The organism is Cytobacillus oceanisediminis (assembly GCF_004366035.1).
In the GTDB taxonomy this organism is placed as follows: Bacteria; Bacillota; Bacilli; order Bacillales; family Cytobacillaceae; genus Cytobacillus; species Cytobacillus oceanisediminis_C.
Window position 1 is genome coordinate 50,041 of the sequence record NZ_SOEE01000012.1, and the last position, 25,809, is coordinate 75,849.

A 25,809-nucleotide genomic window follows, 5' to 3' on the forward strand; every position below is an offset into this window, starting at 1 on the left:
TATCCGTTATAAATCAAACCTGCTTTTCTATTTTTTTCATAAAAAAAAGGAAGGAAAACTCCTTCCTGATGTTTAACGATATTCCTTAACTTTTTCCCCTGCTGAAGTTATCCATTCAAACTGGCGGAGCTTCAGGTCAAATAGTGTCAGAGGATCCTGGTAAATCTCAGGATTTTTGCGCATATCGCTTAAAGCTTCTTTATTTTCTGCAATGTCCTTGTAGGTCTCTTCAACCGTATGATTCAATACATCGAACGGATTTCTGAAAAACATTTTTATATCCCGTTCAAGCGATTTCTCGAAAAGTTCAAATTGCTGCATGAATTTATTGGTGATGGATTCTGCGATCTCGCTATAGTCTTCATGTTCAATGAACTGTTTATATTTATTATGGAGCATGGCTTTATTCTGCTGGATCGCACCAAGCAGCTTGCCTGCACTCTTCAGCAGGAACTGCGATGGAGAAAAGCGGTTTAGAATGTTTGCCTTATCCAGCTGAACACTTCCCCGCGTCATTCGATCCGCGTCGCGGCGCCAGTCATCCAGAACCCTGAAGTCACAGTCCAGCGAGATTTTCTCTTCGCCATCATATAGCTCATTGAAGCTTTCGCTCATTTCATCCAGATATGCCTGGCTGCTTCTGAACTCTCCTTCACTTTCAGCAATCCATTCCTGAATGGAAACATGGAAATCCGGCAAAACAGTCTCTTCAATATATTCATGTACCCGATTATTCATTTCGTCATTGAGTTCAGTATGGATTTTTCCAAAATCACTGTCCTCTGTCACCATTTCTGAACAATTCCGAAGCAGTTCCGGAATCCTTTTCTCAAGATCCTGTCTCATTTTATCTTTAATTTGGCTGTAGGACTTTTTAATTGTCCGGATCTTTTCTTCTTCCATATCACTCAGCTGATTGTTAGCACCCTTAAGTTTTGTTACCATTTCTTCGTTCCATTTAATAGTATCAATCAAGCTGTTTTCCATCTCAACGCGCTTTTCAAGAAGGAATTTGATCGATTTTTTAATATAGTAAAGAACCTTTGCTGTACGCTCTTCTTTCCGGTTCCGTCCATCCATTATCGACTTGATAAAGACTGCTAAATCATTCAGCTGGCTTTCGCTTTCATAATAGGCGGAGAAAGCAAACACCTTTGCTTTTGGAAAGTAGGTATGAACACGGGACTGAGTTTCATCAAGAAGATCCATAGCATCCTGGCTGTCTGGAATCCGGTCCATTTTACTGAGAAGGAAATGAATAGGCAATTCCGGAGCCTGTTCTCTCATTCTTACAGCAAGATCCAGCTCTTTATCTGTCAGAGGCGAATCTGCATTCAGGACAAACAGCATGCTGTCTGCGAAATGGAGATATTGGAACACACCATTTCTGAACTTGCTTTGCCCCGCAAGACCTGGCGTATCAATGACAGCAAGTCTATTATTCTGTAAAAAGGCGAATGGCATTCTGCAGCGGATAAGCGTCTGCTGGCTTTTTTCTGCGCTTTGCCTAAAGTCCTCCAGGTCAGAAATACTCCGCACTTCCTCGTCCGTAACGGCATGAATTTCCGCTTCATCACTATCCTTGAACAGCACTGAAGCAGAAGTGGAATCCCCCATCAGCTCTTCACCGAGAAGAGTGTTCACAAACGAGGATTTCCCATTTGAAGCCGCGCCGGCAATCAGCAAATGCCCTGCATCCAAATCAAGGAGTTCACGGACCATCCATTCAAAGCGTTCACCCATCAGAACGCCCTTTTCCTTCGCCCATTTCATGACATTTTCAAATAGCTTGAAGCTTTCCTCCAAGCCATCCTGATAGCGGACAGAGCGATTCACAAGGCCTTCTGCCTCGCTGACAGCTGAAGAATCAATATTAGACGGGAAAATTTCGCTCCAGGCCAGCACTGCTGAGGCCGAAACAAGGGAATGTGAAGGTGAAGCTATTTTCACCCAGTTAGTTATATGATTCGGTATCAGGTGTGATAAGTCCCTGATAAGATGCTTACCGCTGATTAGTTCAAAATAAGTATCCTTGTAAAGCTCGGAAAGCAGGCTCCATGTATGTGAGCGCCCTGGCTCCATATTAAGGAGAAGATGGTTATATTCTTTCAGCCATGAGAAATACAGATCTGATTTCTTGTAGCTATTCCACAGAGCGGCTGATAAACTCTCAAAATGAGCCTGGTCCACACGGTATAACACCGAAAGCGCCTCACTGAAATAGTTTGGCTCCATTTTAGCTGTCCGCCCCTGGTCCACATACGAATGAAGAACTTCAAACCAGGATAGGGATTCCGTCCTGATTGCTTCATTGACAGCCAGCTCCACCGCATTTCCCCAATCGCTGTGTTCTTCAAAGAATCCGCGTGCCAGATCAGTCACATCCGGATAATCCGGATTTAATCGGACCGCTTCCTTAATGGATTCAACAGCCATTTCAAGCTTGCCGCGCTGTATGTAAAGTGAAAACAGCTGAAGGAGCACCTCGGTTTTTAGCACTTCTGAATCTGTCTCAATAGATTTGTAAAAGTCCTCTGCATTTGAAAGCAAATCCAATTCAAAATAGGCATCAGCCATATTTTTCTGTGCCCATGGCCCCAATTCATTCGGAATGCTCTCCCATTTAAAAATGGCCGCTTCATAATCCTTGTTAAGGAAATACACCTCACCCTGGGCGAAACGGATATTGGTTAAATCGGGCACTTCGTTCTGCTGCTCAGCAACATACAGTTCACCCAAAACCCTGATCGGATGCACATTTTCATTAGATTCCATGAAGGTCTCATAAAAGGTTTTGCTGATTAGCTGCTTCTCTAAAGTCATCTTGATCCCCCGCAGTGCTATTTTTAAAAGTACGCCTAAAGGCGCCGGCTTTTAAAAGAGTTTTATTGAATAGCCTGCTGATTCCCTAATTTCATAGGCTTTATCAGCATGCTTTATAAAAAAAGCGGAAGGCGCCCGCCTATCGGCGACAAGCATAAGACGAGCCGGCTGAAAGGTTGTTCTTTGACCTTTTGGCCGGATTGAAAGAACTGTTGAGGCGACTGCCCAGGGACGACTAGCATAAGACGGTCCCTGTAAGAAGGTGTTTTTTCCTTCTGGAAGGGAGCGGCTTATGACCTCGAGTCCCTAGGAGCCGAAACAAGACAAGCTTATGACCTCGAGCCGATGGCACCTGGAGCTAGACTGTTATCTAACTTCAGAATTTACCTTCTTATCTTTAAAAAAACGCATAATGCGCCAATTTTCATCCTTTATCCTTATATTGTAACAAAAATTTTTCTGCAAAAAATTTCATTTCTCTATCATTTTTGAAACATTGCTGTATTCCTGTGTAATATTCTTAATAGTTAGAACCAGCTTCTATATATTAATACCACCTCAATCAAAATAAAAACTGGCAGACAGAAATATATATTCATGCCTGCCAGTTTTTATTCTTCATCAAGAGGCTTGCTGCGGCCGGGCAGCTGAGCGCCGTCTGCCATAGAGGATTGTAACAGCCATGCCAAGAATCAGGAACACACTTGATATTTGGAATAGTGCTGCCGTTTCCACAAACTGTGCAAGCACACCAAACACAAGGCCGCTTAGCCCAATGCCAAGGTCGATGGATGAGAAGAACATTCCGTTTGCCACACCCCTGCGGTTGGATGGTGTCATTGATAGCGTCCATGACTGCAGAGTAGGAATCAATGATCCAAAGCCAATTCCGAACAAAATTCCGCTTATGATAATAAACAAATTCGAGTGAGCCAAAGAAAGTACCCACATGCCGACAAAGGTCAGGAACGTGCAAAGCAGTACAAGTCCCCTTGGCCCCCGCTGGTCAAACCATTTTCCGGCAATCGGCCTCGAAAGCGATGCCATAATTGCATTGAACAGGTAGAAAAGGAAAATCTGATCAATACCGCGCTCTTCTCCAAAAATAACGATGAACGTTACGATGGAGCCATATCCAAATGTCACAATAATCGTAATAAAGGCAGGAAACCAGCTGGATTTTTCGATTAAAGAGCCTAAGTAAGAGAATTTCAGATCCTCTTTCCTTGTTTTCAGAACAGCTTCAGGTGTTTCGTAGCGAACAATAGATAGGAGCCCAATGGCAATTACGCCAAGTATACTCGAAATATAAATAAGATTGGTAAAAGAGGTAATCTGATAAAGATAGATACCAAGACTCGGAGCGATGATCATCCCGATCGTAACGCTGAGGCCATAGTAACCCATTCCCTCTCCAAGACGGGAATTAGGCACTACATCCACAGCTGCTGTCCCATTCACAGTAGTTGACCAGCCCCAAGCGAGTCCGTGGATGAACCGGAACAGCAGAAAAATCATCACCACGCTTGACAGCGGATAAATAACCGTTATGGCCAGAAGTGCCGCTGCCCCAATCAGCACCAGCTTCTTCCTTGCTCTATATTCAAGCATGAATCCGATGAAAGGCCTGCTCAGAACGGCTCCAATCGAAAACAGCGCTGTAACCAGCCCAATTTCAAGACCAGTTGCACCTATGGACTTTATATATGGAGGCAGTGTGGGAATCAGCATCTGAAACGACATAAAGACAAATAAATTCCCGACCATCAGCATAATGAAAGACTTTGTCCACAAAGTCTCTTTTACAGCCTTTACCATCTGCATCCCCCGCTTTCCTTTATCTAAAGAATAAATCAGTTAATTATTTCGGATCACTAAATACTACCATAACTGATTGGAAAAAGGAACGGGAATTTTGCATCACTTCAAGGGATAGAACTTTATTGAGACAATGAAAACCTTCAATTAAAGTCAATAAAAAAAGGAGCCAGATTAAGCTCCCCCATCACCCCTGCAGACTGCTTGTTTCCAGTACCCGCTGCAGAAAATGCAGTGTTCTTTCTATAATGATGTCCTGATCGTTATCCAATGTTGCCACATGATAGCTATTGTCCAGGGTGACCAATTCCTTTGCAGCTGATTTAATGCTGCTGTATATTTCCTGCGAATTGGAAGGCGGAACTACATGATCTTCTTTTGAGACAAAAATCAGCGCAGGACAATTCACTTTTCTTAAATCGGCTTTGACCTTCATCATCAGTTCCGTTATTTCACCAAGCGATTTAACCGGTGTCTTTTCATAGGCAAGCTCTTTTATATCAGGGTTTTTAATGTCTGAACCAATTGCATCCAGGAAGCGGACATCCTCCAGGCTGGCTGCTGCCGCCATATCAGAAATCTCAATAGCTGCATTAATCGGGATAATCCCCTTAATCTCCGGATATTTCTCGGCCATATACAATGTCAGGGTGCCGCCCATCGACAGACCTGTAACGAATATCGTACTGCAGCGCTCTTTCAGCCACTGATAGCCCTCTTCAACAGAATGAATCCAATCCTGATAGGTCGTTGTTTCCATTTCTTCATAATGAGTGCCGTGTCCCATCAGCCTTGGACCGCAGACCGTATACCCTGCATTTGCATAAGCTTCCCCAAGCGGACGCATACTTTGAGTTGAACCGGTAAAACCATGCGAAACCAGAATCCCAATCTCATTTCCCTCAAAATAAAAAGGTTCCGCGCCTTCTAAAATCGGATACTTTTCAGACATGATCCTTCCTCCATTCAATAGATTAATTCCTATTAAAGATATTCTTTTCACATCCCTCTATCCCTTCTTATTTGAAAGTATTTAACATTTTTGTAAAACTTCGCATCCAGTCTTCATAAAAACTTTTTTTCCAGCATCGTCTTGTTTATAATAGATAGAATGAATAAAGAAAAAAGCAGCATTGCCCTATAAACAAAAAGCAAGCCTTAGGAGCGCAGCAACGGGAAGTTTCGCTTTATTTTCCTTCCCGATATTATTAAAATAAGTACTAACTACATAAACAGAAAGGCTGATACCGGTTTGGAAAACAATTCAAATTTTATACGAACGATTATTAAAGAGGATCTGGAGTCGGGAAAGCGCAAAGAGGTCATTACCCGTTTCCCGCCTGAGCCGAACGGTTATCTTCATATCGGACATGCCAAATCGATTGTCATCAACTTCGGCCTGGCAGATGATTTTAACGGCAGGACGAACCTCCGTTTTGATGATACGAATCCGCTAAAGGAAGATCAGGAATTTGTGGATGCCATTAAAGAAGATGTTAAATGGCTTGGCTACGACTGGGAGGAGCTTCACTTTGCTTCGAATTATTTCGGGGAAATGTATAACCGTGCAGTTCTTTTAATCAAGAAAGGAAAAGCATATGTGGATGACTTAAGCCAGGAAGAGATCCGCCAATACCGCGGAACCCTGACAGAGCCTGGAAAAGAAAGCCCATACCGCAGCCGTTCAGCTGAAGAGAATCTTGATTTATTTGAACGTATGCGGAATGGAGAATTTGAAAATGGAGCAAAAGTTCTCAGAGCAAAGATCGACATGTCATCACCGAACCTGAACTTGCGCGATCCGGTTATCTATCGTGTTTCACATGCAACTCACCACAATACGGGTGATACGTGGTGCATCTATCCGATGTATGCTTTTGCCCACCCGCTTGAGGATGCAATTGAAGGAGTTACCCATTCCTTATGTACAACCGAGTTTGAAGATCAGCGTCCGCTATATAACTGGGTTGTCTCAGAGTGTGAAATGGAAAGCACACCGCAGCAAATCGAGTTTGGCCGCCTGAATATTTCTAATACAGTTATGAGCAAAAGAAAACTGAAGCAGCTTGTGGAAGAGAATTATGTTGATGGCTGGGATGATCCGCGCATGCCTACGATTTCCGGTCTAAGACGCAAGGGCTATACTCCGGAAGCAATCCGCGAGTTCGTAAAAGAAACGGGTGTTTCAAAAGGTTCCGGTGTAGTGGATGAAGCTATGCTTGAGCATTATGTCCGCGAAGACCTGAAATTGAAAGCCCCTCGTACAATGGGCGTACTTCGTCCGTTAAAGGTTGTGATCACGAACTACCCGGAAGATCAGACTGAAATGCTTGATGCGGAAATCAATCCGGAAAATCCGGAAATGGGCATGCGTCAAATTCCTTTCTCGAGGGAGATTTTTGTAGAACAGGACGATTTCATGGAAGATCCGCCGAAAAAATATTTCCGCCTCTTCCCTGGCAATGAAGTACGCTTAAAGCATGCATACTTCATCAAGTGCAACGATGTCATCAAGGATGAGGATGGCAATGTTGTTGAGCTGCATTGCACATATGACCCTGAAACGAAGAGCGGAACAGGTTTTACAGGCCGAAAAGTGAAGGGCACGCTTCATTGGGTGGATGCAAAGAGTGCCATTCCGGCTGAATTTCGTTTATACGAGCCATTGATTCTGGACGAAGATGCCGATCGGAACGCTGAGGCAGACACAGATGATGCTGCTGAAAACGATGCTGAAGGAAAAACGTTCCTTGACTATGTGAACCCGAACTCACTTGAAATTGTTAATGGTTTCATTGAACCTAACATGAAGGATGTAAAAGCCCAGGATAAATTCCAATTTTTCCGTCATGGCTATTTCAATGTTGACCCGAAACACACAACAGCAGAAAAACCTGTTTTTAACAGGATTGTATCGCTGAAGAGTTCATTTAAGTTAAAGTAATTTCTAAGCTTGAGGAAGGGTTTCCTCAAGCTTTTTTTGTAAAAAACTGTTCTTAAACACATCTACCTTCCGGTTTGAAAATATGGTAAGGTTTAAAAGGTAAGCATTTACATAAGGAGGAATAGCATAATGTCAAATCAGCATGATCCAAATACATTACCGCCAAAAACATGTTCCGTAGACCGAATGGTCACAGTTAAAGAGGACGTTGAGAAGGTTCTTGCAGGAAAAAAAACAGCCACACGCCGTAATGGCAGGTATGCTGATGTCGGGGAAATCATGACACTTGAAGGCCAGGACTTTGTTGTAGATAAAGTTTATTCCCAATCCCTTGGTGAGTTAACAGACGATCATGCCCGCCAGGAAGGCTTTGAAAGCTTAGAAGACTACAAACAATCAATCCTTTCGATGCATCCGGGAATGCCTTGGCTGCCGCAAATGCGTGTATGGGTTCATGAATTCAGCGCAGTGAAGAAGTAATCTGCCGGGATGGACATACTGTACCGAATACTGCTGTACATCCATGTCAGCAGTGCCATACTTTCTGTTGGCCCATTTTTTGTTCTGATTCCAATTGTCAATAAATTGGAAACGGCCGAGCCAGGGGTTCAGCAGGCTTACATAGGCATCTTCAGGACATCCGTGCGCCTTGTCAAGCATGCAGGACATGTACTTGTAGGCTCGGGTGTCCTTCTTATCGTGAACAGCCACTGGGACTGGACGACATCCTGGATCGTTGCGACCCTGGCGGTGATGGGAGGCTCAGTCTTTTTTCTTGCCCGTGCCTTCTCTCCTGTTCTGAAGAAATTTGATGAGCCTGGAGCAGATCAGCATTTTCTTGTCAGGAAGCTTACCCGCTCAGTCTGGATCTACCTTTTTCTATTAATGCTCATGCTCTGGTTCATGGTGGCTAAGCCTGTACTTTGGTAGAGTTAACTAAAAACAAGCGCTGAAGATCCGCGCTTGTTTTTTTGATGCCATTCTTCAGCATGGCATTAGAATCCTTGGTTATATCCGAATGTCCACTGATAAATCCAAATTTCCGCGAGTACATTGAATGTTTCGTGAATAAATGAAATTTACGCAGGCAATAAACTCTTTATTTCAAAAACCTTTCCGGAAAATCGGTCATGATTACTTCCACTCCCGCACTATTTAAAAATCTGCTGCGGGTTTCATCATTTACGGTATATACCCGCAGGGGAAACCCCGCATCTTTTGCTTTCCTGCCAAATCCCGATAGAGCAAATCCCTCTTCACAATGAATGCTGTTTGCCCCGATTTTTTTCGCCATTTCGAGTGTGTTTTCAGGGATGCCTTCAATCAAGTAGCCCGTATGCAAAGTGGCATGCAATTCCCGGACTCTTTTCAGACTCTCTGCATTGAAAGATGATATTATGACACGCTGTTCCAATTTATATTTTAGGATAAGGTCAATAACCTTTTCTTCCATACCGGGATATTCAATCAAATCATTTTTTAATTCAATATTAATCAGGAGTTCGTTTCCTTCCCTAATTGCCCATTGTAAAAGCTGATCCAGATCCGGAATTGTTTCGCCCGTGTAAACATTCCCAAACCAGCTCCCTGCATCAAGCCGCAGGATTTCATCGAAGGTCATGTCTTTTATATAACCGGTGCCGCCTGTCGTTCTATCCACAGTTTCATCATGAATGATCACCAGCTTCCCATCCTTAGCCATCTGCACATCCAATTCAATTCCATCTGCCCCTGCCTCCAATGCACCCTGGAATGCGGCCATCGTGTTTTCTGGAAAATGTCCGCTGACGCCGCGGTGTGCAAAGACTTTTGCTCTTTTATTCAAATTATCTCCTCCTATGTCAATAACATCATGATTAATATTCTATTCTACGGTCTGTCCCAAAACCATTTTTTCATCCTCAGAATAGCCGCTCAAGTTTTACTTCGCTTCCAATTCCCTTATAATGAAAACTATGAAACTTCTTTCTACTCAGAACGTATAAAAAGAAAAGAGGAAACGCCTTGCCCATCCACGACACCTCGAAGGGGTAGGCGCTCCTCCTAAAAGCCAGTGCTTTTAGTTGTGCGATGATTAAGCTGTCGAAGCGTTCCTTGTGGAGCTAGACAGTTCTCCGAAGTACATAGTTATTAAATTCTAAGTATAAAAACAAATTAGGAGTGAAATCTGTGGGAGTTCGATTGAGCAAGGGACAAAAAGTAGATTTGACCAAAACCAATCCTGGTTTGCAGGTTGTAGTGGCAGGATTGGGCTGGGATGTCAGTCATAATCAATCGCAATATGACCTGGACGCTTCAGCCTTTTTAACAGGTGCATCCGGCAAAGTTCAAAGTGATAGTGACTTTGTGTTTTATAATAATCCATCCGGTGGAAACGGTTCGATCCTATATAGCAGTGATAATAGAACTGGGGCAGGCGGCGGGGATGATGAGCAGATCCGCATCGAGTTAAATAAGGTGCCGCAGCATATCCATCGAATTGCTTTTACTATTACCATTCATGATGCCCAGATGAAAGGGCAGAACTTTGGGCAAGTTTCCAATGCTTATGTGAGAATTTTTAATGCTATGACAAATGAAGAGCTTCTCCGCTTCGACCTTGGGCGGGATTTTACTGTTGAAACAGCAATCGTCGCTGCAGAGCTTTACCGTCACAATGGCGAGTGGAAATTCAATGCCATTGCAAGCGGATTCCAGGGCGGATTAGCTGCCCTTTGCCGCAATTTCGGCGTTTCCGTAGATGATGAGCCTGCTCCAAGTCAGCAGCCCTCATTCAGCCAGGGTCAGTATCAGCAGCAATCCCATTTTGGCCAGCAGGCACAACCAGGATACAGCCCATCGTCCTTTGGCCAGCCTGCCTACAATCAGACTTCTTACAACACGCCACCTTCTCAGCCAACTTCATTTGGCGGGCAGACAGGTATTGGGCAGCCGGTGCAGGCTCAATCCTATACAGATGGAAATATCGTCTGCACCCGTTGCGGATCTACTAACATCCGGACTGGCCAAAAAGGATTTGGCCTTGGAAAAGCGGCGATTGGCGGACTCATCCTGGGGCCTGTAGGACTTCTTGGCGGCTTTATCGGAAAAAACCAGCTGAAGCTTACCTGTAATTCCTGCGGCAATTCATGGTCACCTAATCAGACGGATTACGCACAGTGGGCCAATGACCAAAAGCGCCGTGCCCAGGAGCTGTTTACACGATTCAAAAGCCAGGATGTTCTGGACGCCGTTGTAGCTTCATGCGCCCTTGTCGGCATGGCAGATGGCAGGCTGGATCCAACTGAACGTCAAAAGATGGTCGAGTTTGTAAACAGCAGCCAGGAATTAAAAGTGTTTGATACACAAAAAGTGATACAGCAATTCAATATGTTCGTCCAGCGGATTGAGATGGATCCGATCATCGGCCGGGCCGAAGCCTTCAAAGCAGTTGGCCGGGTAAGAAATAAGCCTGAGATCGCCCGCCTCGTAGCCCGTTATTGCATCGCGATCGGTTATGCTGACGGGAACTTTGATCAAAATGAAAAACAGGCTGTTACAGAGATCTGCATGGAACTCGGATTAAATCCGCATGAATTTCTATCTTAATATGTGATACACCCAAGCTCTGCCTAATTTCAGGCAGAGCTTTTTTTGCATTTATTCCCTGCTCCTCCTGAATATGCCGCATACAAAGTTCACATGCGGGTATACTCAAAAAGATAAATGCCCTTTATTTCTAAAATTACTAAGGAGGTAATATCCTTGAAGGAAAGTTCATCTACTGAACGCTATATGCCCATGACTTCCTCCACGAGTGGAATGATTGTTAATGAAGCAGATGGAGTCTACTGCCTGACAGTACAGATTGTGAATGTTTGTTTTGTGCGTATATCAGAAAAGCCTGGTGACTGGGTTCTCGTTGACGCAGGCATGCCAAAATCTGCAGAGAAAATCATGGATGCGGCGGAAGAACTATTTGGAGAGAACGCCAGACCGAAAGCCATTATACTTACACATGGCCACTTTGACCATGTTGGTGCAATTATTGATTTAGTTGAGCGCTGGCAGGTTCCTGTATACGCTCATACACTTGAAATGCCATTCTTAACGGGACAGCAGGATTATCCAAAACCTGACTCGAGTGTTGAAGGCGGACTTGTCGCAAAGATGTCCCCCACTTTTCCGCATGAAGGCATTGATCTTGGCACCCATATTCAGCCTTTGCCTGGAGACGGAAATGTTCCCCATATGGAAGGATGGAAGTGGCTTCACACACCAGGTCATACTCCCGGCCACGTTTCCTTATTCAGGGAGTCTGATCGCGTGCTGATTGCAGGTGACGCTTTCGTAACAGTGAAGCAGGAGTCCTTATACAGTGTGCTCACCCAGGAACAGGAAATCAGCGGCCCGCCCCGCTACCTCACAACTGATTGGGATTCTGCCCGGACTTCCGTACAGAAACTTGAAGCCCTTCAGCCAGATGTCGCCATCACAGGTCATGGCATTCCAATGGCTGCTGCTGTATTAAGGGAAAGCCTCGCCAAACTCGTAAATGATTTTGATGAAATTGCCGTTCCTGACCACGGAAAATATGTAGACGGGGAAGGCTAAAAAAAAGCAAGGTTCACCAAATCGGGTGGATCTTGCTTTTTTGATGTTTAAAACAATCAAAAAAAGGAAGAGTATAATAAAACGAATTTTAATAGTTCAGGAGGTTCATGTATGCACCTTGAAAACTTTACAGGTCAAAAAATTCAAATAAAATTTAAGAACTTTCCAAATGATCTCGTCGGCTCCATCACAGGCATTTATCAGCCCGATGAATGGTACCTTGTTAAACTGATCAAGACTGAAAGCATGGGAATATGGGTTGAGAATCCTTGCTTCAAACGTACAATGGTCAAAGAGGAAGACGGTACTGACATCCCAGAAGAACAGCAAAAGGAAGAAGATTGCGTCACCCATTTTATGATCCGCTGGGATTATATCAGTTCTGTCATTACCTTCCCGGATAAACAGACACTCGGTGTTGATAAGAAAGCAAAATTAATAGGTTTTCAGCCCTCTTAACAGATAGTTAAGCCCCCGGTTCCAGCGCCAGGGGGCTCTTTTGTTTTCATATTACTCAACCTAAACTAACTTATTTAGCGCATGGTGTTTGATTGAAATTCCTCTGATTTCTATGCTATTTTTCATTTTATTAGAAAATTTCACTTTTATAGTTTTATAGACTATGATATATTTACCGACTTTTCAAAAAATAAAACTTGGAGGAACATACATGTCAAAAAGAACCTGTATCGTCACACATGATCTGGAACCCTCACAGATTGATAAAATTAAAGAGATCATTCCCGATTGGGAGCTCATTTCCGGAAAAGATTCAGCAAACTGGCACAATGAGCTGAAAAAAGCGGAAGTGATCGCCGGCTGGAAAAAGGAACTAAAAGAGATGGTCCTTGAGGGAAACAGCAACCTCCGCTGGTTCCAGTCCTGGAGTGCCGGGGTCGATTCCCTGCCCCTGGCAGAAATGGAGTCACAGGGCATCCAGATTACCAGCGCAAACGGAGTGCATGCTAACCCCATTTCAGAAACGATCTTCGCATTAATGCTTGGGCTCACCCGCAAAATCCATACATATGTAAAAAATCAGCAAGCTAAAGTATGGCACCATTCTGGAATGAAGCTTGAAATTCACAATAAAACCATCGGCATGATTGGCACAGGAGCCATCGGGAGGGAAACTGCCAAGATTGCCAAAGCATTCGGCATGAAGGTGATTGGAGTTCGGCACTCCGGAAAACCTGAAGAGCATATAGATGAAATGTATACTTCCAGCCAGCTGAACGATGTGCTTCCTCTATGTGACTATGTTGTCGTCACACTTCCGCTAACACAGGAAACACGGCAGCTATTCGGAGCCGAACAGTTTACCCGCATGAAGGATTCTGCTTTCTTCATCAATATCGGCCGGGGTGAAATTGTAAAAGAAACAGATTTGATTGCCGCACTGCAGAACGGACATATTGCCGGTGCAGGGCTGGATGTATTTGAAAAAGAACCGCTTTCTGAAGACAGCCCGCTATGGGAACATGATAATGTCATCATTACTCCGCATACTGCCGGATCGACGGAATACTACACTAAGCGTGTGATTGAAGATATTTTCATTCCTAATTTAAAGGAGTACATAAACAGCGGTACTCCCGGCATTAATCAAGTAGATTATATAAAGGGATATTAATAGGGATATTAATAAAGAGAGCCTTGCAACATTCGCAAGGCTCATTTTTTATAAGATACGATATAAAACCCTTCTTCTTCCGACCACTCTGCACAGAAAATATCTTTGATATGATGGCAGCCTTCCGTTTTAATAGACTCCCTCAGCCACCCCCCATCTTTCCCCAGTAATTTAAGGCCGTCTTCCACTACTTCTCCTTCATCAATCAGTAAAGTGGAAGGATTCCTTTCCTTCACCTTAAGTTTCATCAATTCTGGAGTGACAGGCTCTTGTTTTTGGTATTTCATTACACTTAAGCCGCCATTGGTCTCAAGGTAAGCGTATTTAACTTCATTCATGCTGAATATTCCTTTTTGGCGCAGCATTGTTCTCAGCTGTTCCATTTCAAGATGGTTTTTTTTCATCTCCTTTACATTCAGCTTGCCATCCTTAACAAGGACCGACTCTCTTCCCTTTAAAATCGTCCTGAATATATTTTTCTTTTTTGCCAGAATTTCAATAATGTAAATAAATGCTCCCCATAATAAGGCTGAATAGATCACTTGCAGTGTTGTTACTTTATCATCATAAATGGTTTCCTCAATAATCCCTCCAAGGACAACCGCATAAACAAAATCAAACGGAGTTACCTGTGAAAGCTCCTTCTTTCCAAGAATACGGGTAACAGTTAACAAGGCAACTAGTCCAACAGCCATTTTTACTGTTATTGATAAATACATCAATGCTCCTCCTCTCTCTATATCCTCTCTATTCCCCTTACCAGACTTTGAATACTCCTTTTCCCCTATTCCACTTTTTACAAAAAAAAGTGATCTCTATGTCAAGAGACCACTTTACATATACTCGCTATTTTCTTTTCTCCGTTTCATGAATACTAAATCCTCCAATGCTCCAGATCCTGAAATGACACCTCCCACAATAAGAACCAGCCCAAGTATATGGTTTATAGTGATTACTTCACCAAGAATGAACGCTGAGCCTGCCAATGAGAAAAAGGTATTCAGGTTCAAAAAAATACTGGCTTCTGCAGGCCCAATATTACGGATGGCTGTGTTATACACCATATGGCCGATAGCTGTTGCCAATACGGCAGATGCGGCAAATGCAGCCCAAACATAGGCTGGGGCTTCGTTTACACCCTTAAGTCCGCCGGGTTCCATAATGCTGGCCATTACAAAAAGGATCACTCCTCCAAAAATCAGCATATAGCCTGTCAGCAATCGCGGATCAAGGGTTTTCGAAGCCTTGCTGATGACAATGAAGCTAAGGGCTTGTGAAAGAATGGATAAGAACACAAAGAAATCTCCCGGAGTTAAGCTCGATATCCCTTTATTCCCTGAAAGGACAATAAAAGTCACGCCTGTACCGCCAAGCAGAAAACCCAGAACCTGGATGCCTGTAGGCTTATTGCGCAGCAGAATGGAAGACAGTATGGCTGTCAAGAGCGGACCGGCACCTAGAATAAGCCCCCCATTCACCGCACTTGTTCCCGTTAGGCCTATAGCCAGAAATAGATGGTGGCTGACAACACTTAAAAGTCCTCCAAATACAATGTACGAGACTTCCCTCAAGCTCGGCTTTCTCACTTTTCCCATTATGCTTAATATTAAAAACACGGTTATACCCGCAGTCAGTATTCGCAAAGAAGTAATTGAAACCGGAGGAAAATAACTGACAAGAATTTTTATAATGCTCACATTCAATCCCCATAAAGCCATGATGGAAGTGAGGAGAATGTATGTTTTTATGTTTTTCACATCGATCCTTCTTTCCAGAAAATCCAAGTTCATAATTTGTATCATTTTATCATATTCAAATGGGAATATGTCTTTTTAAAGCTTTAAAACATGAAAGTGATGGCATGAAAAACACCATTCCGGAACAGTTCCTGCTGACCTGTTGGCTTATCAGGGTTTTTCGGTGGGTGAGCAGCCTTGAAAACGCAAAGCAGCTGTATAATAGCAAAAGCAGCCTCCCCTCAAAGGAACGACTGCTCTTCTGCTTATTTTACATCCAACTCGTGAACCATTTCAGGTGCTGCTTTCATTTTATGCTGCTTTTTCGGTTTAGGGCCCATGTTATCAAAACGTGCCTTATCATAAATGGCGGCACCCACAACCTCCGCTACATCCTGAAGCTTATCTTTGCTGATTTTATCAATCGTGTCTTCTGGAGAGTGGTACCATGGTTCAGTTGGGCTGTGAATAAATAACGCGGCTGCAATGCCTGCTTCAGCAAAAGGCACATGGTCACTTCTGCCGCCCTGATATACTGGGGTCGGCTCTCCGTTCAGCCTTTCACTGGATGCTTGAGAAAGTTCTGTTACAAGATTTTCTTCTCCATCCAAAGTCATCATTACTAAATCGCCCGCATCCTTGCTTCCCACCATATCAAGATTAAAGTTCGCAATGGTTCTGCTGATCTCGTCGTCAGAAAGACTGTCAACATAATGGTAAGATCCAATCAATCCCAGCTCTTCTGCTCCGAATGTTGCAAAGCGAATCTCTGTATCTGTCGGAATATCCTTGAATACGCGTGCCAGCTCTAATGTCATCGCTGTTCCGGAAGCATCATCATTCGCTCCAGGAGCCCCTGCTACAGAATCATGGTGTGAGCCAACCACAATAATGTCGTCGTTTGCTTTCTTCTTGTTGGTTGGTTTCTTTGTGGCAATCACGTTGTGGGAAACTTTTTCTCCTGCATCCGCACCTTCAATCGATAGGGAAGCTGTTAAAGTTTCACCGCTCTCCAGCAATGCAAGAATTGCCTCACCTTCTGCTTTTGACAGGGCTAATGCCGGAACATATTCTTCATTATGACCCCCAAGCGTGCCGCTTAATGGACCCTCTGCATTATTAAAAATAATTACTCCTGCAGCCCCTTTTTCTGCTGCATTTAAAACTTTCTCGGCAAAAGAAATGGAACCGCGCTGGATAAGAGCAATTTTACCTGTGAGATCAACACCTTCCAGTTCTTCCGGTGTGCCCAGCCCAGCGAATGCCAGCTCCCCGCTCACATCGCCATTGACTGAATAGGTAAAGGATCTTGGCTGCAGTTCCCCTCCATAGCCCTCAATGGTCACTTCCATACTGCTCGGAGGAGTATATCCATAAAACGTGAATGGCTGAATCTCTGTTTCATAGCCATAGGATTCGAATTGGCTTTTAATATACTGAACAGCGTTATACTCCGATTCCGTACCGGCTACACGCGGGGTTTGTGAAAGATAATCAATATTATTATAGATATTTTCTGCATTAATTTTATTGACTACCTTCTTGTCGAATACATTTACCGGCTGAACCTGTTTAACGTCTGCCGGATGTGCAAAAACTGCCTGTGTCCCAATAGCTCCAAAAATAAGAGTCGAAGCTAATGCCACTTTTAACATTGGTTTTCTCATCTAGTACCTCCAATAGAATAATAGATTCCGCTCATTAAATTTTATAATGTTTCGAAAACTCTTATAAGGGTACAAGATACTAGTGTACAGTAGGTAAAAACATCTATATTTTGGTTATTTTGTTAATATTAGTAAATAACTAATAGGAAAAATAGACAAAAAAAAGAAGGCAGCCCCAGGTAAGCCTTCTTTCCCTTTTATTTCATTTTTATTTCATTATATCATGGTCCACATAGCGCTCGCCGTTCAATTCACTGATTACGTTTATTGCAACTTTTGCACCGTCTCCAGCTGTAATGATTGTATGGACGCTAACTCCTGCAATGGTTCCGGCTGCCCAAATGCCATCGACATTCGTCTTGCCATCAGCATCCACTTCCAGAACCGTTTTAATGCGCGGCTCGGTGCCTGCTTTAGTCTTCAAACCGGCTTTTTCTGCTAAATCGGTAGATACGCCAGCTGCTAAAATCACATGCTTAGCTGAATACGATTTTTCTCCTGCTTTAATGGTAAAGCTTCCATCAGCTTTTTCAATGTTATCAACAGTTCCTTCTGCGATCTCTGCCCCAAACTTAGCTGCTTGTTTTTTGCCTGTTTCGATCAGTTCAGGTCCAGTGATTTCCATAACGCCATAATGATTTTCTACCCAGGCACGTTTAGTCATGCTTTTATCATTGTCCACAACCACTACCTTCTTCCCCGCTTTTGCAGCAAATAGCGCAGCACTTGCACCAGCAGGGCCTGCACCTACAATTAAGATATCAAACATCCATACTTCCTCCTTTAACACATTATTTACTTATATGTTATCTAATTTAATAATAATTGTAAAATAATGTGATTACAGGAAAATTGTCCAATTCAATCTTCATCTTTGATATCCCGATCCTCCGGTATCGGCTCATTTAGTATTTCTTCCACCAGCTCCTTGTATTTTTCCATTTGCTTTATATGGGCATTAAATTGTTCCTTATATATTAAATACTGTTTTCCATCATAAATGGCGCGTATTTTTTTTTGCTGAATCAAGCTTTCTACATATGACTCAGGGTAAGATAAATATTCTGCGGTTTCTTTAATGGTAAGATACATGCTTGTTCTTCCCTTTCTAATTCCTTATAATATGGTTTTACTAATTTCTAGGCACTAGAAGACTCTACTAAAATCATATAGAATAGAAACTGTAAATAATTTGTATATGCAACTTATATTCTTTTATTATACAGCGAAAAAAATACTATTTGACTGAATTCCAGCTCTTTTTTCAGCCAGATAGAGAACAGGAGAAATATAAGCTAATGAATAAAAAATGGTTATTGGGCTTATATGTGATCATCAGCCTTATTTGGGTATTCGGAACGAACTACCTTTTGCATATGCTTGAGCCCTCTTCTCTTGTCAGTTTTCTTTTTAGAGCAAAAGAGTTTCTGTACATTATCGTTACAGGCTGGCTGCTCTATTACTTTATTGGCAAAAGAGATGAGCTTATTGCTTCGAGGGAAGATGAAAAACGTCTTTCCACTTTAATCAACTCCATGGTTGACTTTGTTAATTTTAAAGACGGACAGGGCCGCTGGATTGAGTCTAATGAATTTGGGCTTAAGTTGTTTAATCTCGAAAAAGTCGATTATAAAGGCAAGAAGGACTCTGAACTGGCCGAGTACACTGACTTTTATGCAGACGCACTTCGCTACTGTGAAACTTCAGATGAAGAAACCTGGATAAATGGTAAAATTACCCGTATCGAAGAAGTCATTCCTTTGCCTGACGGAACAGAAAAAACGTTTGATACGATTAAAGTGCCGCTCTTTCATGCCGATGGAAGCCGAAAAGGGCTGGTCATTATCGGCCGGGATATTACAGAAAGAAAGCATGTGGAGAAGCTTCTTGCCGAAAGCCAGCAGCAATATAAATCCTTGTTTGAATATAATACTGAAATTGTCTTTATGACAGACCTTCATGGCACCATCACAAAAGTAAATCCCCAATTCAAAGCGGTGACAGGCTACAGTCCTGATGAGACATTGGGTAAGAGCATCAATGAAATCATACCAGCTCCTTATAAAATGAAGGCCATTGAAGACTTTACAGGCATCCTTGAGGATAAACAGCCAAAAACCTGTGAATTTGAATTCAATCATAAAAATGGCAGCAAGCTCACTATTCAATGCACTGCGCTTCCGCTCATTGTGAACGGTCAAATTGCCGGAATCATCGGCTATGGAAAAGATGTGACGAAGCTTCGGCAAGCTGAAGAAAGATTGCGCCGCACCGAAAAGCTTTCTGTGGTTGGCGAGCTGTCTGCCAGTGTGGCGCACGAGATCAGAAATCCGCTGACATCACTAAAAGGCTTCGTGCAGCTCATGCAGCTGGAAGATGAAAAGCATCAATTTTATTATCAGATCATGCAGGAGGAGCTGGACCGGATTAACCATATTGTCGGTGAGCTGCTGCTCCTTGCCAAGCCTCAGGACATTTGTTTTACAAAAGCGGATGTTCAAAATATCCTTTTTAATGTCATTTCGCTTTTAAAAACAGAAGCCAGCATGCATAATGTCCAGATCGAATTTTTATTAAAATCGGATGTGTATATGATAGAATGTGAACCAAATCAGCTCAAGCAGCTTTTTATTAATATAATAAAAAATGCCATTGAAGCGTCAAGAGATGGCGGTAAAGTAACGGTTACACTGCAGGCGGAAGAACGGCAGCTGACTATCCTGGTAAAGGATAATGGCTGCGGCATGTCGGAAGAACGCCTTAACAGGATCGGTGAACCTTTCTATTCTTCCAAGGAGAAAGGAACTGGCCTCGGACTTACAGTCAGCTTCAAAATTGTCCAGTCCCATAATGGTTCCATTTATTTCAATAGTAAAAAAGGAAAAGGAACAGAAGCTGTCATCAAGCTGCCAGTAAGAAAACACACACCTGCCCCTGAGGCTGGATTAACAGTTTAAACAGCAAAGAGCGATGTTCAATCAAACGTTTGATTGAACATCGCTCTTTTTTAATCCTGCTAATTCCCCTTAATCTCCAGCAGCTTCTGCCTCAAATCATTTTCCATATTGGCCAGGTCGTGTTCTGCCTGCCGGCGTTTATGGCGGCCCTCCTCCTGGATCCTTAGGGTTTCTTCAAGAGTGGAAATCAAGTTCTCCTGTGTTTTCTTTAACGTTTCAATGTCGACAAGGCCCCGCTCATTCTCACGTGCCGTTTCAATTGTATTCACTTTCAGCATTTCTGCATTTTTCAAAAGAAGATCATTAGTTGTTTTCGAGACCTTCTTCTGGGCTTCGACGGCATGGCGCTGGCGAAGCAGTGTCAAGGCGATGGCCACCTGGTTTTTCCAAAGCGGGATGGCCGTCATGATGGATGACTGAATTTTTTCAACCAATGCCTGATTGGTATTCTGTATCAGGCGGATCTGCGGTGCGCTTTGAATCGTTATTTCACGGCTCAGCTTCAAGTCATAAAGGCGTTTATCCAGGCGGTCGGCAAACTGCATCATATCGTTCACTTCCTGGAACTTCATCTGGTCATTCGACTCTTCTGCCTTCTTCTTCAGTTCGGGAATCGTCTTTTCATGAAGCTCTTCAAGCTTCAGTTCACCTGCTGCAATATATACATTTAAAGCATGAAAATACTCTTTATTATTTTCGTATAGCTTATCTAACATGACAATGTCGGAAAGAAGCGCATTCTTGCTCCTTTCCAGTTTGACGCTGATGCGGTCGATCTGAGCACCTGTTTTTTGGTATTTGGATAAGACCTCCTGAACAGAACCGGATATCTTTCCAAACATACGCGCAAAAAAGGTTGATTTCTCCGGCTTCAGCTCATCCGGATTCACATCATTGAATTTCTTCATCAGATCATTGATGATTGTTCCCACTTCACCAACATCCTTTTTCTGAACATGCTCGAGCATTGTATGAGAAAACGTCAGCAGCTTTGATTGAGCCGGTGTTCCGTATGAGATCATCGCCTGGTGATTGGCAGGATCGATTTGTTTTGCAAGCTGATAGGCTTTTTCCCGGTTTTCTTCCGGAATCACATCGATCAGCCTTGTCCGCTTTTCCGATTGCAATGGCGAGGGAGCAGCCTCCTGCTTTTCCCCAAAAGGATCTGACATCAGATCATCCAATAAATTAGTGTTTTTTAACAGGGACGGTTTTTCTTCGGTCATTTTAATCTCCTGCTTTCATCATGAATTCTTGAATCTTTTATCTTCTCAATCGAATTCTTGGCAACATCAATTTCAAGATGAAGCTGATCAATATCTTCAGCTATAACTCTGTGAAGATCTTCCTCCACATGATGCGTAAGTGCATCAAGTGTACGTCTGGTCTCCTGGAGGGACTGATCCAGTTCACGCGATTTTCTCGGCTGAGAAGACAGAAAGACATACTTTTCCGCCAGCTCCACCGCGGAATCCAAATGAGAAAAATAAAACTGCTCGGCCTGGTAAAAACGTTTCGGCTCACTCCTGGTCAGTCTGTAAATCCTTCTCGTCACCCTCATGAACTCCATGCGCTGCTTAAGCGTCGGGAAATGCCGAATCGAAAACATCGCTTTGTGCAAACGGGTTATCTTGCGGCGCGCCTCATCAAGATTTCGCTTAATGTATTGGTATTCCCTTTTCGTCAATCCATGCTTTTTCAAAAAGCGGCGGCGCTGAATCAATCCCCCGGCCCAATAAGTAAGAAGCCCGGCTCCAGCTCCATATATCCCTGACAAAATGAAAGTTTGCCCGAATGCAAAGTAACTTGCCAGCCAAACGCTGACAGACAAAGGAACAGCCGTCAGCAAACGAAAAGCAAATGCTAAAAAGGAATTCATATTTATCGACTCCTACTCATATTCCTACTTATTTATACGTTATTTATAAACCTAAAGTTTCATCCACAGACATATTTCAGCAAGAAAAGCGTAAGCACCTTCAGAACAAGCCAAACCGCCTGTTCCTGCGAAGATATCCAAGGAGGCTTCTGCTTGATGCTCACCCCCGACACCTAAGGGGGAAAGTGCAGGAGTTATACAGCAAAAAAGGATTGCATCCTTAAATCTATTAAAACACTTTTAAAAAACTTCTCAAGTTATACGATACAAAAAAACACGATTACCCGCCATAGACCACAAAAGTAATCCTTGCTAAGACCTGAGACGTATATTTCCCTGCAAAAAAAAAAGCACCTGCGGAAATTTCCCGCAAATGCTTTCTGGCTATTTTACAGCCAATGCACGCTTGCCCATGGCTTCGTAGATCTTGATGAACTTCTCCTTAGGCATTTTCACATCTTTCTGAACTGCTTCACTGTCATTAAAGTAAACATAATCTGCATCCACACCGGTTACGACAATGCAGTGCAATGGTGTTGGTGCGCTGATCGTTTTGCCGGCAGGCGTTTTCCAGCTTCTATTATTCGGCATTTCATGGCTGATTGTAAACCATGCCAAAACAGGGTTACCCTCTGAAACAGCCTTTTCTATTTCTGAAAAATCTTTTCCGGTCAAATTTACACCGCCTGGCCGATACTGATCAAGCAGCTTTTTCAGCGGTCCCGGGTTTATCGTATGGCCGTTGCCAAAAGGTGTTCCGACAAACCCGACATCAGGATCTCCCCAGGTTTTAATAGAACCATCTGCATTTCTTACCAGCTTGGTTGAATCATATGGCATTCCCTTTGCAAGTGTTGTTTTGCTGACATTTACACCATAAAATTTCAGTGCCATGGCAAGAGAAGTCACTTCGCATCCGCTTGGCAACTCCGGCCGCTGGGCAATGAGCGGTACATTGATCCTTGCCTGACGGGAGTCACCAGCGGTCACATAATCACCGCTTACATACCCGGTGCTTCCGTTGTAGGAAATTTTATACCAGCCGTTGCTTTCCTTATGTATGACACTTAATACTGTTCCGTTTTTTAAAAGGCCGACACTGCTGTAATTTAATCCCGGACCTTTTCGGACATTTAATGATGTGGCGTCCACCCGGTAAAGTTTTTCATTTGTTTTGACGTATTGGCCGCTGACATAGCCTGTTTTTCCATTATAGTTAATTTTGTACCAGCCGCTGGCAAGGCGTTCGATTGCCTGTATACTGCTGCCTTGGGGCAGGCTGCCGATCCGATCATAATTTGTTCCGGGGCCAGAACGGACATTCAGACTGGTCGCATCCACTGTGTAAGTATAGGAAGACGCTTCTGCCACTGCCTCGTTTGAAAAGCCCGGAATTGATGGTGAAATGATTCCTCCTGCAAAAATAGCTGCAGCAGCAGTCCCTTTTAATAAAGCTCTGGTTCCATACGAACTTTTTAAAATTGCCATATACTTTCCTCCATATCCCTAATTTATTTCTGTCGAATTTTGCAGACTACTCTAAAAATATCGATTCAAAAACTCCCAGTCTACCTTTTTGGGACTGGAAAAATATTATTGATTCTATTGAATCAGCTTATATGGAGGAGTCAGTATATTTGGCATCTGCATATCTTCCTTCTTCCTGCCATTCAATTGAGCGCCCCTGGCAGCAGAAAGACGATTTTTTTTGTTTATTTATAAGAAATAAAGGGAATATGCTCTTGTACCAATTTACTTACAGCTTGGAGGAAACATAATGAATAAGCACTATGTTTATATAGTTATTTTATTAATAGGATCTATTGTATTTTCTTCCTCAGGACATGCAGAGGATCGTGCTGGACAGGAAAACAAGGTAGTGCTGATTTCATTTGATGGAATGAGAAATGACCTGACTAAAGAATATGTAAAGGAAGGAAAGCTTCCCCACATTAAAGCACTCATGAAGAATGGAGTAGCTGCCAAGGATTCCAAAACCGTAATCCCCTCGCTGACCGCCCCATCACATGCGGCAATTGCTTCAGGTGCAACCCCTTCGGAAACCGGCATGGTCAGCAATAAGTGGCAGGATCCCCATAAAGAATTGGCAAATGGAGAAAGCGCCTTCCAACAGCCACTCGATAAAAACCCGCTTTGGGCAGAGGCCAAAAAAAACGGCAAAACAACTGCTACAGTGCTGTTCCCCGGGTCAAACCCCGATGCAGGAACACAGGCTGATTACGCAGTTTATTATGGAGAAACCTGGGCAGAGAGTTCTCTGGATAAGCTTCAGTTCAAAAAAGCAGAGAGCTGGAAGCACGCCGAAGGCAGCTTTAGCCCTTTAAAGGAAGCTATATTGGAGCTGCCATTAAAAGAAGCTAAAAATAAAAAAATTTATATATTGGCTTTAGACACTTCAGATGATGGAAAGACCAACTATAACCGCTTCATTTTTTCGGAAAACCGTTCGGCAGACCCCAAAGATGTCATTGTCAATGCCAACGAATGGGGGTCAATTCCTGTTGAAGCTGATGGTGAATCTGCAGGTTTCTGGTTTAAGCTGAAAATTGACCCTGGTCTTAAGAAAGCAAGGATTTACCGGACCGCCGTTACGTCAGCACTCATTGAAGGACCCGATGGATTTGAAGAGGAGCTGCTTTCAGAATTCGGCTTTTTCCCCGTCCAGGATGATACAAAGGCTCTAGAAAAAAAGTGGATTACTAGAGCAGAGTATGAAGAAATCAGTTCACGTTTTGTCAGCTGGGCAACTGATGTGTCTCTTTATATTAAAGAAGAATACCATCCGGATTTGCTGATGTTTTATACACCTCAGATTGATCATGAATCACATCACTTTCTGCTGACAGATCCCCGGCAGCCTGGGTATTCAGAGGAAAATTCTCAAAAACATAAGAAATACATTGAATGGGCATACAAGCTTGCTGATGATGTCGTTGGACAGACGATAGATAGCCTTAGCGAAGAAGAGAACCTTCTTGTTGTATCCGACCATGGAATGGAGCCAGTCCACACCATACTTGCTCCAAACACTCTTCTAAAAGAAGCCGGTCTTTTAAAGACAGATGAAAAAGGCAAAGTGGATGAGGAGAACTCCAAAGCAATGGCTGTAGCCAGTGGGTCAGCTGCACAAATTTACTTGAATGAAAACCTCTCTAAAAAAGAGAAGGAAAAGGCTGCAGACCAAGTAGAGAAACTTTTCAGCGAGTATAAAATCAAGCCGGAATTTCAGACAAAAACCCTAAAGGGCTATTTTGGTAAAGCAGGTGATTCCATTGTGCAAGGGCAGTTCAGCCATTTTAATCAAACGTCGAAGCAATTCTTCCATTACCTTTTTAGAAAGGAAGAAAAACCTTATCAGATTGCCTATGGAAAAAATAAAGAGAATAAGCACCCTAACCAGGGAGACATTTTGCTGCTAGGCGCAAGGGGCTATATGATGGGCAGCAGTCTAACAAGCCCCCATATGCCATCAATTGAACTCGGCAGCCACGGAGGCAATCCTGATCGGAAAGAACTCAGGGCCGTTTTCTTTGCGCACGGCCCTTCTTTTAAAAAGGACTGCCGGATTGGCTCGATTACCACACTGGATATTGCCCCAACTGTTTATAAGCTGCTGAACATACCAGCTCCGAACTTTTTGGAGGGTGAAATTCTAAAAAGTGCTTTAGATTAATAACACTGCCTTGCTATGGCTGCAAGGCAGTGTTTTATTTTTGAAAATAAAAAACCCACCCCTAA

Annotated in this window: 21 protein-coding genes; 9 read left to right on the top strand and 12 right to left on the bottom strand. The window is 43.2% G+C overall.

Annotation, left to right across the window (positions count from 1 at the left end):
- Window positions 1-72 precede the first annotated feature (72 nt).
- The 3 genes from DFO72_RS24425 to DFO72_RS24435 form a co-directional block, all read right to left on the bottom strand.
- Complete coding sequence (locus tag DFO72_RS24425) at window positions 73-2,823, bottom strand: dynamin family protein (RefSeq protein ID WP_113884891.1); 2,751 nt, start codon at window positions 2,821-2,823, stop codon at window positions 73-75.
- A gap of 621 nt (window positions 2,824-3,444) precedes the next feature.
- Window positions 3,445-4,647, bottom strand: a complete 1,203-nt coding sequence (locus tag DFO72_RS24430; protein ID WP_113884892.1) for an MFS transporter — start codon at window positions 4,645-4,647, stop codon at window positions 3,445-3,447.
- Between the two features lie 181 nt (window positions 4,648-4,828).
- The gene (locus DFO72_RS24435; protein ID WP_113884893.1) at window positions 4,829-5,593 is read right to left on the bottom strand and encodes an alpha/beta hydrolase; all 765 of its coding nucleotides are present in this window, start codon (window positions 5,591-5,593) and stop codon (window positions 4,829-4,831) included.
- A gap of 300 nt (window positions 5,594-5,893) precedes the next feature.
- On the opposite strand from DFO72_RS24435, the gene DFO72_RS24440 reads away from it, so the two are divergent.
- The 3 genes from DFO72_RS24440 (at window position 5,894) to DFO72_RS24450 (ending at window position 8,515) form a co-directional block, all read left to right on the top strand.
- Window positions 5,894-7,585: a glutamine--tRNA ligase/YqeY domain fusion protein gene (locus tag DFO72_RS24440; RefSeq protein WP_113884894.1), complete on the top strand. Its 1,692-nt coding sequence runs from the start codon at window positions 5,894-5,896 to the stop codon at window positions 7,583-7,585.
- Between the two features lie 129 nt (window positions 7,586-7,714).
- Window positions 7,715-8,065 (top strand): ASCH domain-containing protein, encoded by a 351-nt coding sequence (locus DFO72_RS24445; protein ID WP_113884895.1) that lies wholly within the window; start codon window positions 7,715-7,717, stop codon window positions 8,063-8,065.
- A 9-nt stretch (window positions 8,066-8,074) separates the two neighbouring features.
- On the top strand, window positions 8,075-8,515 hold the full coding sequence (locus tag DFO72_RS24450; protein ID WP_113884896.1) for a hypothetical protein: 441 nt from the start codon (window positions 8,075-8,077) through the stop codon (window positions 8,513-8,515).
- Window positions 8,516-8,684: 169 nt separating this feature from the next.
- On the opposite strand, the gene DFO72_RS24455 is transcribed toward DFO72_RS24450, so the two are convergent.
- On the bottom strand, window positions 8,685-9,410 hold the full coding sequence (locus DFO72_RS24455) for a glycerophosphodiester phosphodiesterase (RefSeq protein WP_113884897.1): 726 nt from the start codon (window positions 9,408-9,410) through the stop codon (window positions 8,685-8,687).
- A gap of 344 nt (window positions 9,411-9,754) precedes the next feature.
- On the opposite strand from DFO72_RS24455, the gene DFO72_RS24460 reads away from it, so the two are divergent.
- The 4 genes from DFO72_RS24460 (at window position 9,755) to DFO72_RS24475 (ending at window position 13,811) form a co-directional block, all read left to right on the top strand.
- Entirely contained in the window at window positions 9,755-11,173 is a 1,419-nt protein-coding gene (locus DFO72_RS24460; protein WP_113884898.1) for a TerD family protein, read from the top strand.
- A 117-nt stretch (window positions 11,174-11,290) separates the two neighbouring features.
- On the top strand, window positions 11,291-12,178 hold the full coding sequence (locus tag DFO72_RS24465) for an MBL fold metallo-hydrolase (protein WP_395858202.1): 888 nt from the start codon (window positions 11,291-11,293) through the stop codon (window positions 12,176-12,178).
- A 111-nt stretch (window positions 12,179-12,289) separates the two neighbouring features.
- The gene (locus tag DFO72_RS24470; RefSeq protein WP_113884900.1) at window positions 12,290-12,637 is read left to right on the top strand and encodes a hypothetical protein; all 348 of its coding nucleotides are present in this window, start codon (window positions 12,290-12,292) and stop codon (window positions 12,635-12,637) included.
- Window positions 12,638-12,848: 211 nt separating this feature from the next.
- Complete coding sequence (locus tag DFO72_RS24475; protein ID WP_113884901.1) at window positions 12,849-13,811, top strand: D-2-hydroxyacid dehydrogenase; 963 nt, start codon at window positions 12,849-12,851, stop codon at window positions 13,809-13,811.
- Window positions 13,812-13,852: 41 nt separating this feature from the next.
- Here the strand turns inward: DFO72_RS24475 and DFO72_RS24480 are convergent, their stop codons facing one another.
- The 5 genes from DFO72_RS24480 to DFO72_RS24500 form a co-directional block, all read right to left on the bottom strand.
- Window positions 13,853-14,530, bottom strand: a complete 678-nt coding sequence (locus DFO72_RS24480) for a DUF421 domain-containing protein (RefSeq protein ID WP_113884902.1) — start codon at window positions 14,528-14,530, stop codon at window positions 13,853-13,855.
- Between the two features lie 114 nt (window positions 14,531-14,644).
- Window positions 14,645-15,613, bottom strand: a complete 969-nt coding sequence (locus tag DFO72_RS24485) for a DMT family transporter (protein ID WP_113884903.1) — start codon at window positions 15,611-15,613, stop codon at window positions 14,645-14,647.
- Between the two features lie 200 nt (window positions 15,614-15,813).
- Window positions 15,814-17,214, bottom strand: coding sequence for a M28 family peptidase (locus DFO72_RS24490; protein WP_113884904.1), 1,401 nt, complete (start codon window positions 17,212-17,214; stop codon window positions 15,814-15,816).
- Between the two features lie 208 nt (window positions 17,215-17,422).
- The gene (locus DFO72_RS24495; RefSeq protein ID WP_113884905.1) at window positions 17,423-17,983 is read right to left on the bottom strand and encodes an FAD-dependent oxidoreductase; all 561 of its coding nucleotides are present in this window, start codon (window positions 17,981-17,983) and stop codon (window positions 17,423-17,425) included.
- A 92-nt stretch (window positions 17,984-18,075) separates the two neighbouring features.
- Window positions 18,076-18,306 carry an excisionase family DNA-binding protein gene (locus DFO72_RS24500; protein ID WP_113884906.1) on the bottom strand — a complete coding sequence of 77 codons (231 nt, stop codon included), beginning with the start codon at window positions 18,304-18,306 and terminating at the stop codon, window positions 18,076-18,078.
- 206 nt (window positions 18,307-18,512) lie between these two features.
- Between DFO72_RS24500 and DFO72_RS24505 the strand changes: the two genes are divergently transcribed.
- Complete coding sequence (locus DFO72_RS24505) at window positions 18,513-20,171, top strand: PAS domain-containing sensor histidine kinase (protein ID WP_113884907.1); 1,659 nt, start codon at window positions 18,513-18,515, stop codon at window positions 20,169-20,171.
- 59 nt (window positions 20,172-20,230) lie between these two features.
- On the opposite strand, the gene DFO72_RS24510 is transcribed toward DFO72_RS24505, so the two are convergent.
- The 3 genes from DFO72_RS24510 to DFO72_RS24520 all read right to left on the bottom strand — a co-directional run bounded on the left by DFO72_RS24510 (window position 20,231) and on the right by DFO72_RS24520 (window position 23,538).
- Window positions 20,231-21,397, bottom strand: coding sequence for a toxic anion resistance protein (locus DFO72_RS24510; RefSeq protein WP_113884908.1), 1,167 nt, complete (start codon window positions 21,395-21,397; stop codon window positions 20,231-20,233).
- On the bottom strand, window positions 21,394-22,050 hold the full coding sequence (locus DFO72_RS24515; RefSeq protein ID WP_113884909.1) for a 5-bromo-4-chloroindolyl phosphate hydrolysis family protein: 657 nt from the start codon (window positions 22,048-22,050) through the stop codon (window positions 21,394-21,396). The genes DFO72_RS24510 and DFO72_RS24515 overlap by 4 nt, the downstream gene beginning before the upstream one ends.
- A gap of 384 nt (window positions 22,051-22,434) precedes the next feature.
- Window positions 22,435-23,538, bottom strand: coding sequence for an SH3 domain-containing protein (locus tag DFO72_RS24520; RefSeq protein ID WP_113884910.1), 1,104 nt, complete (start codon window positions 23,536-23,538; stop codon window positions 22,435-22,437).
- A gap of 289 nt (window positions 23,539-23,827) precedes the next feature.
- Between DFO72_RS24520 and DFO72_RS24525 the strand changes: the two genes are divergently transcribed.
- A complete protein-coding gene (locus tag DFO72_RS24525; protein WP_113884911.1) occupies window positions 23,828-25,744 on the top strand; it encodes an alkaline phosphatase family protein in 1,917 nt (638 codons plus the stop codon).
- Window positions 25,745-25,809: the final 65 nt, after the last annotated feature.

Bases quoted from the DNA above. Each gene is read 5' to 3' on its own strand.
- DFO72_RS24425 (WP_113884891.1), bottom strand. From the start codon at position 2,823: ATGACTTTAGAGAAGCAGCTAATCAGCAAAACCTTTTATGAGACCTTC.
- DFO72_RS24430 (WP_113884892.1), bottom strand. From the start codon at position 4,647: ATGCAGATGGTAAAGGCTGTAAAAGAGACTTTGTGGACAAAGTCTTTC.
- DFO72_RS24435 (WP_113884893.1), bottom strand. From the start codon at position 5,593: ATGTCTGAAAAGTATCCGATTTTAGAAGGCGCGGAACCTTTTTATTTT.
- DFO72_RS24445 (WP_113884895.1), top strand. From the start codon at position 7,715: ATGTCAAATCAGCATGATCCAAATACATTACCGCCAAAAACATGTTCC.
- DFO72_RS24450 (WP_113884896.1), top strand. From the start codon at position 8,075: ATGGACATACTGTACCGAATACTGCTGTACATCCATGTCAGCAGTGCC.
- DFO72_RS24465 (WP_395858202.1), top strand. From the start codon at position 11,291: ATGCCCTTTATTTCTAAAATTACTAAGGAGGTAATATCCTTGAAGGAA.
- DFO72_RS24470 (WP_113884900.1), top strand. From the start codon at position 12,290: ATGCACCTTGAAAACTTTACAGGTCAAAAAATTCAAATAAAATTTAAG.
- DFO72_RS24475 (WP_113884901.1), top strand. From the start codon at position 12,849: ATGTCAAAAAGAACCTGTATCGTCACACATGATCTGGAACCCTCACAG.
- DFO72_RS24480 (WP_113884902.1), bottom strand. From the start codon at position 14,530: ATGTATTTATCAATAACAGTAAAAATGGCTGTTGGACTAGTTGCCTTG.
- DFO72_RS24485 (WP_113884903.1), bottom strand. From the start codon at position 15,613: ATGATACAAATTATGAACTTGGATTTTCTGGAAAGAAGGATCGATGTG.
- DFO72_RS24490 (WP_113884904.1), bottom strand. From the start codon at position 17,214: ATGAGAAAACCAATGTTAAAAGTGGCATTAGCTTCGACTCTTATTTTT.
- DFO72_RS24495 (WP_113884905.1), bottom strand. From the start codon at position 17,983: ATGTTTGATATCTTAATTGTAGGTGCAGGCCCTGCTGGTGCAAGTGCT.
- DFO72_RS24500 (WP_113884906.1), bottom strand. From the start codon at position 18,306: ATGTATCTTACCATTAAAGAAACCGCAGAATATTTATCTTACCCTGAG.
- DFO72_RS24505 (WP_113884907.1), top strand. From the start codon at position 18,513: ATGAATAAAAAATGGTTATTGGGCTTATATGTGATCATCAGCCTTATT.
- DFO72_RS24510 (WP_113884908.1), bottom strand. From the start codon at position 21,397: ATGACCGAAGAAAAACCGTCCCTGTTAAAAAACACTAATTTATTGGAT.
- DFO72_RS24515 (WP_113884909.1), bottom strand. From the start codon at position 22,050: ATGAATTCCTTTTTAGCATTTGCTTTTCGTTTGCTGACGGCTGTTCCT.
- DFO72_RS24520 (WP_113884910.1), bottom strand. From the start codon at position 23,538: ATGGCAATTTTAAAAAGTTCGTATGGAACCAGAGCTTTATTAAAAGGG.
- DFO72_RS24525 (WP_113884911.1), top strand. From the start codon at position 23,828: ATGAATAAGCACTATGTTTATATAGTTATTTTATTAATAGGATCTATT.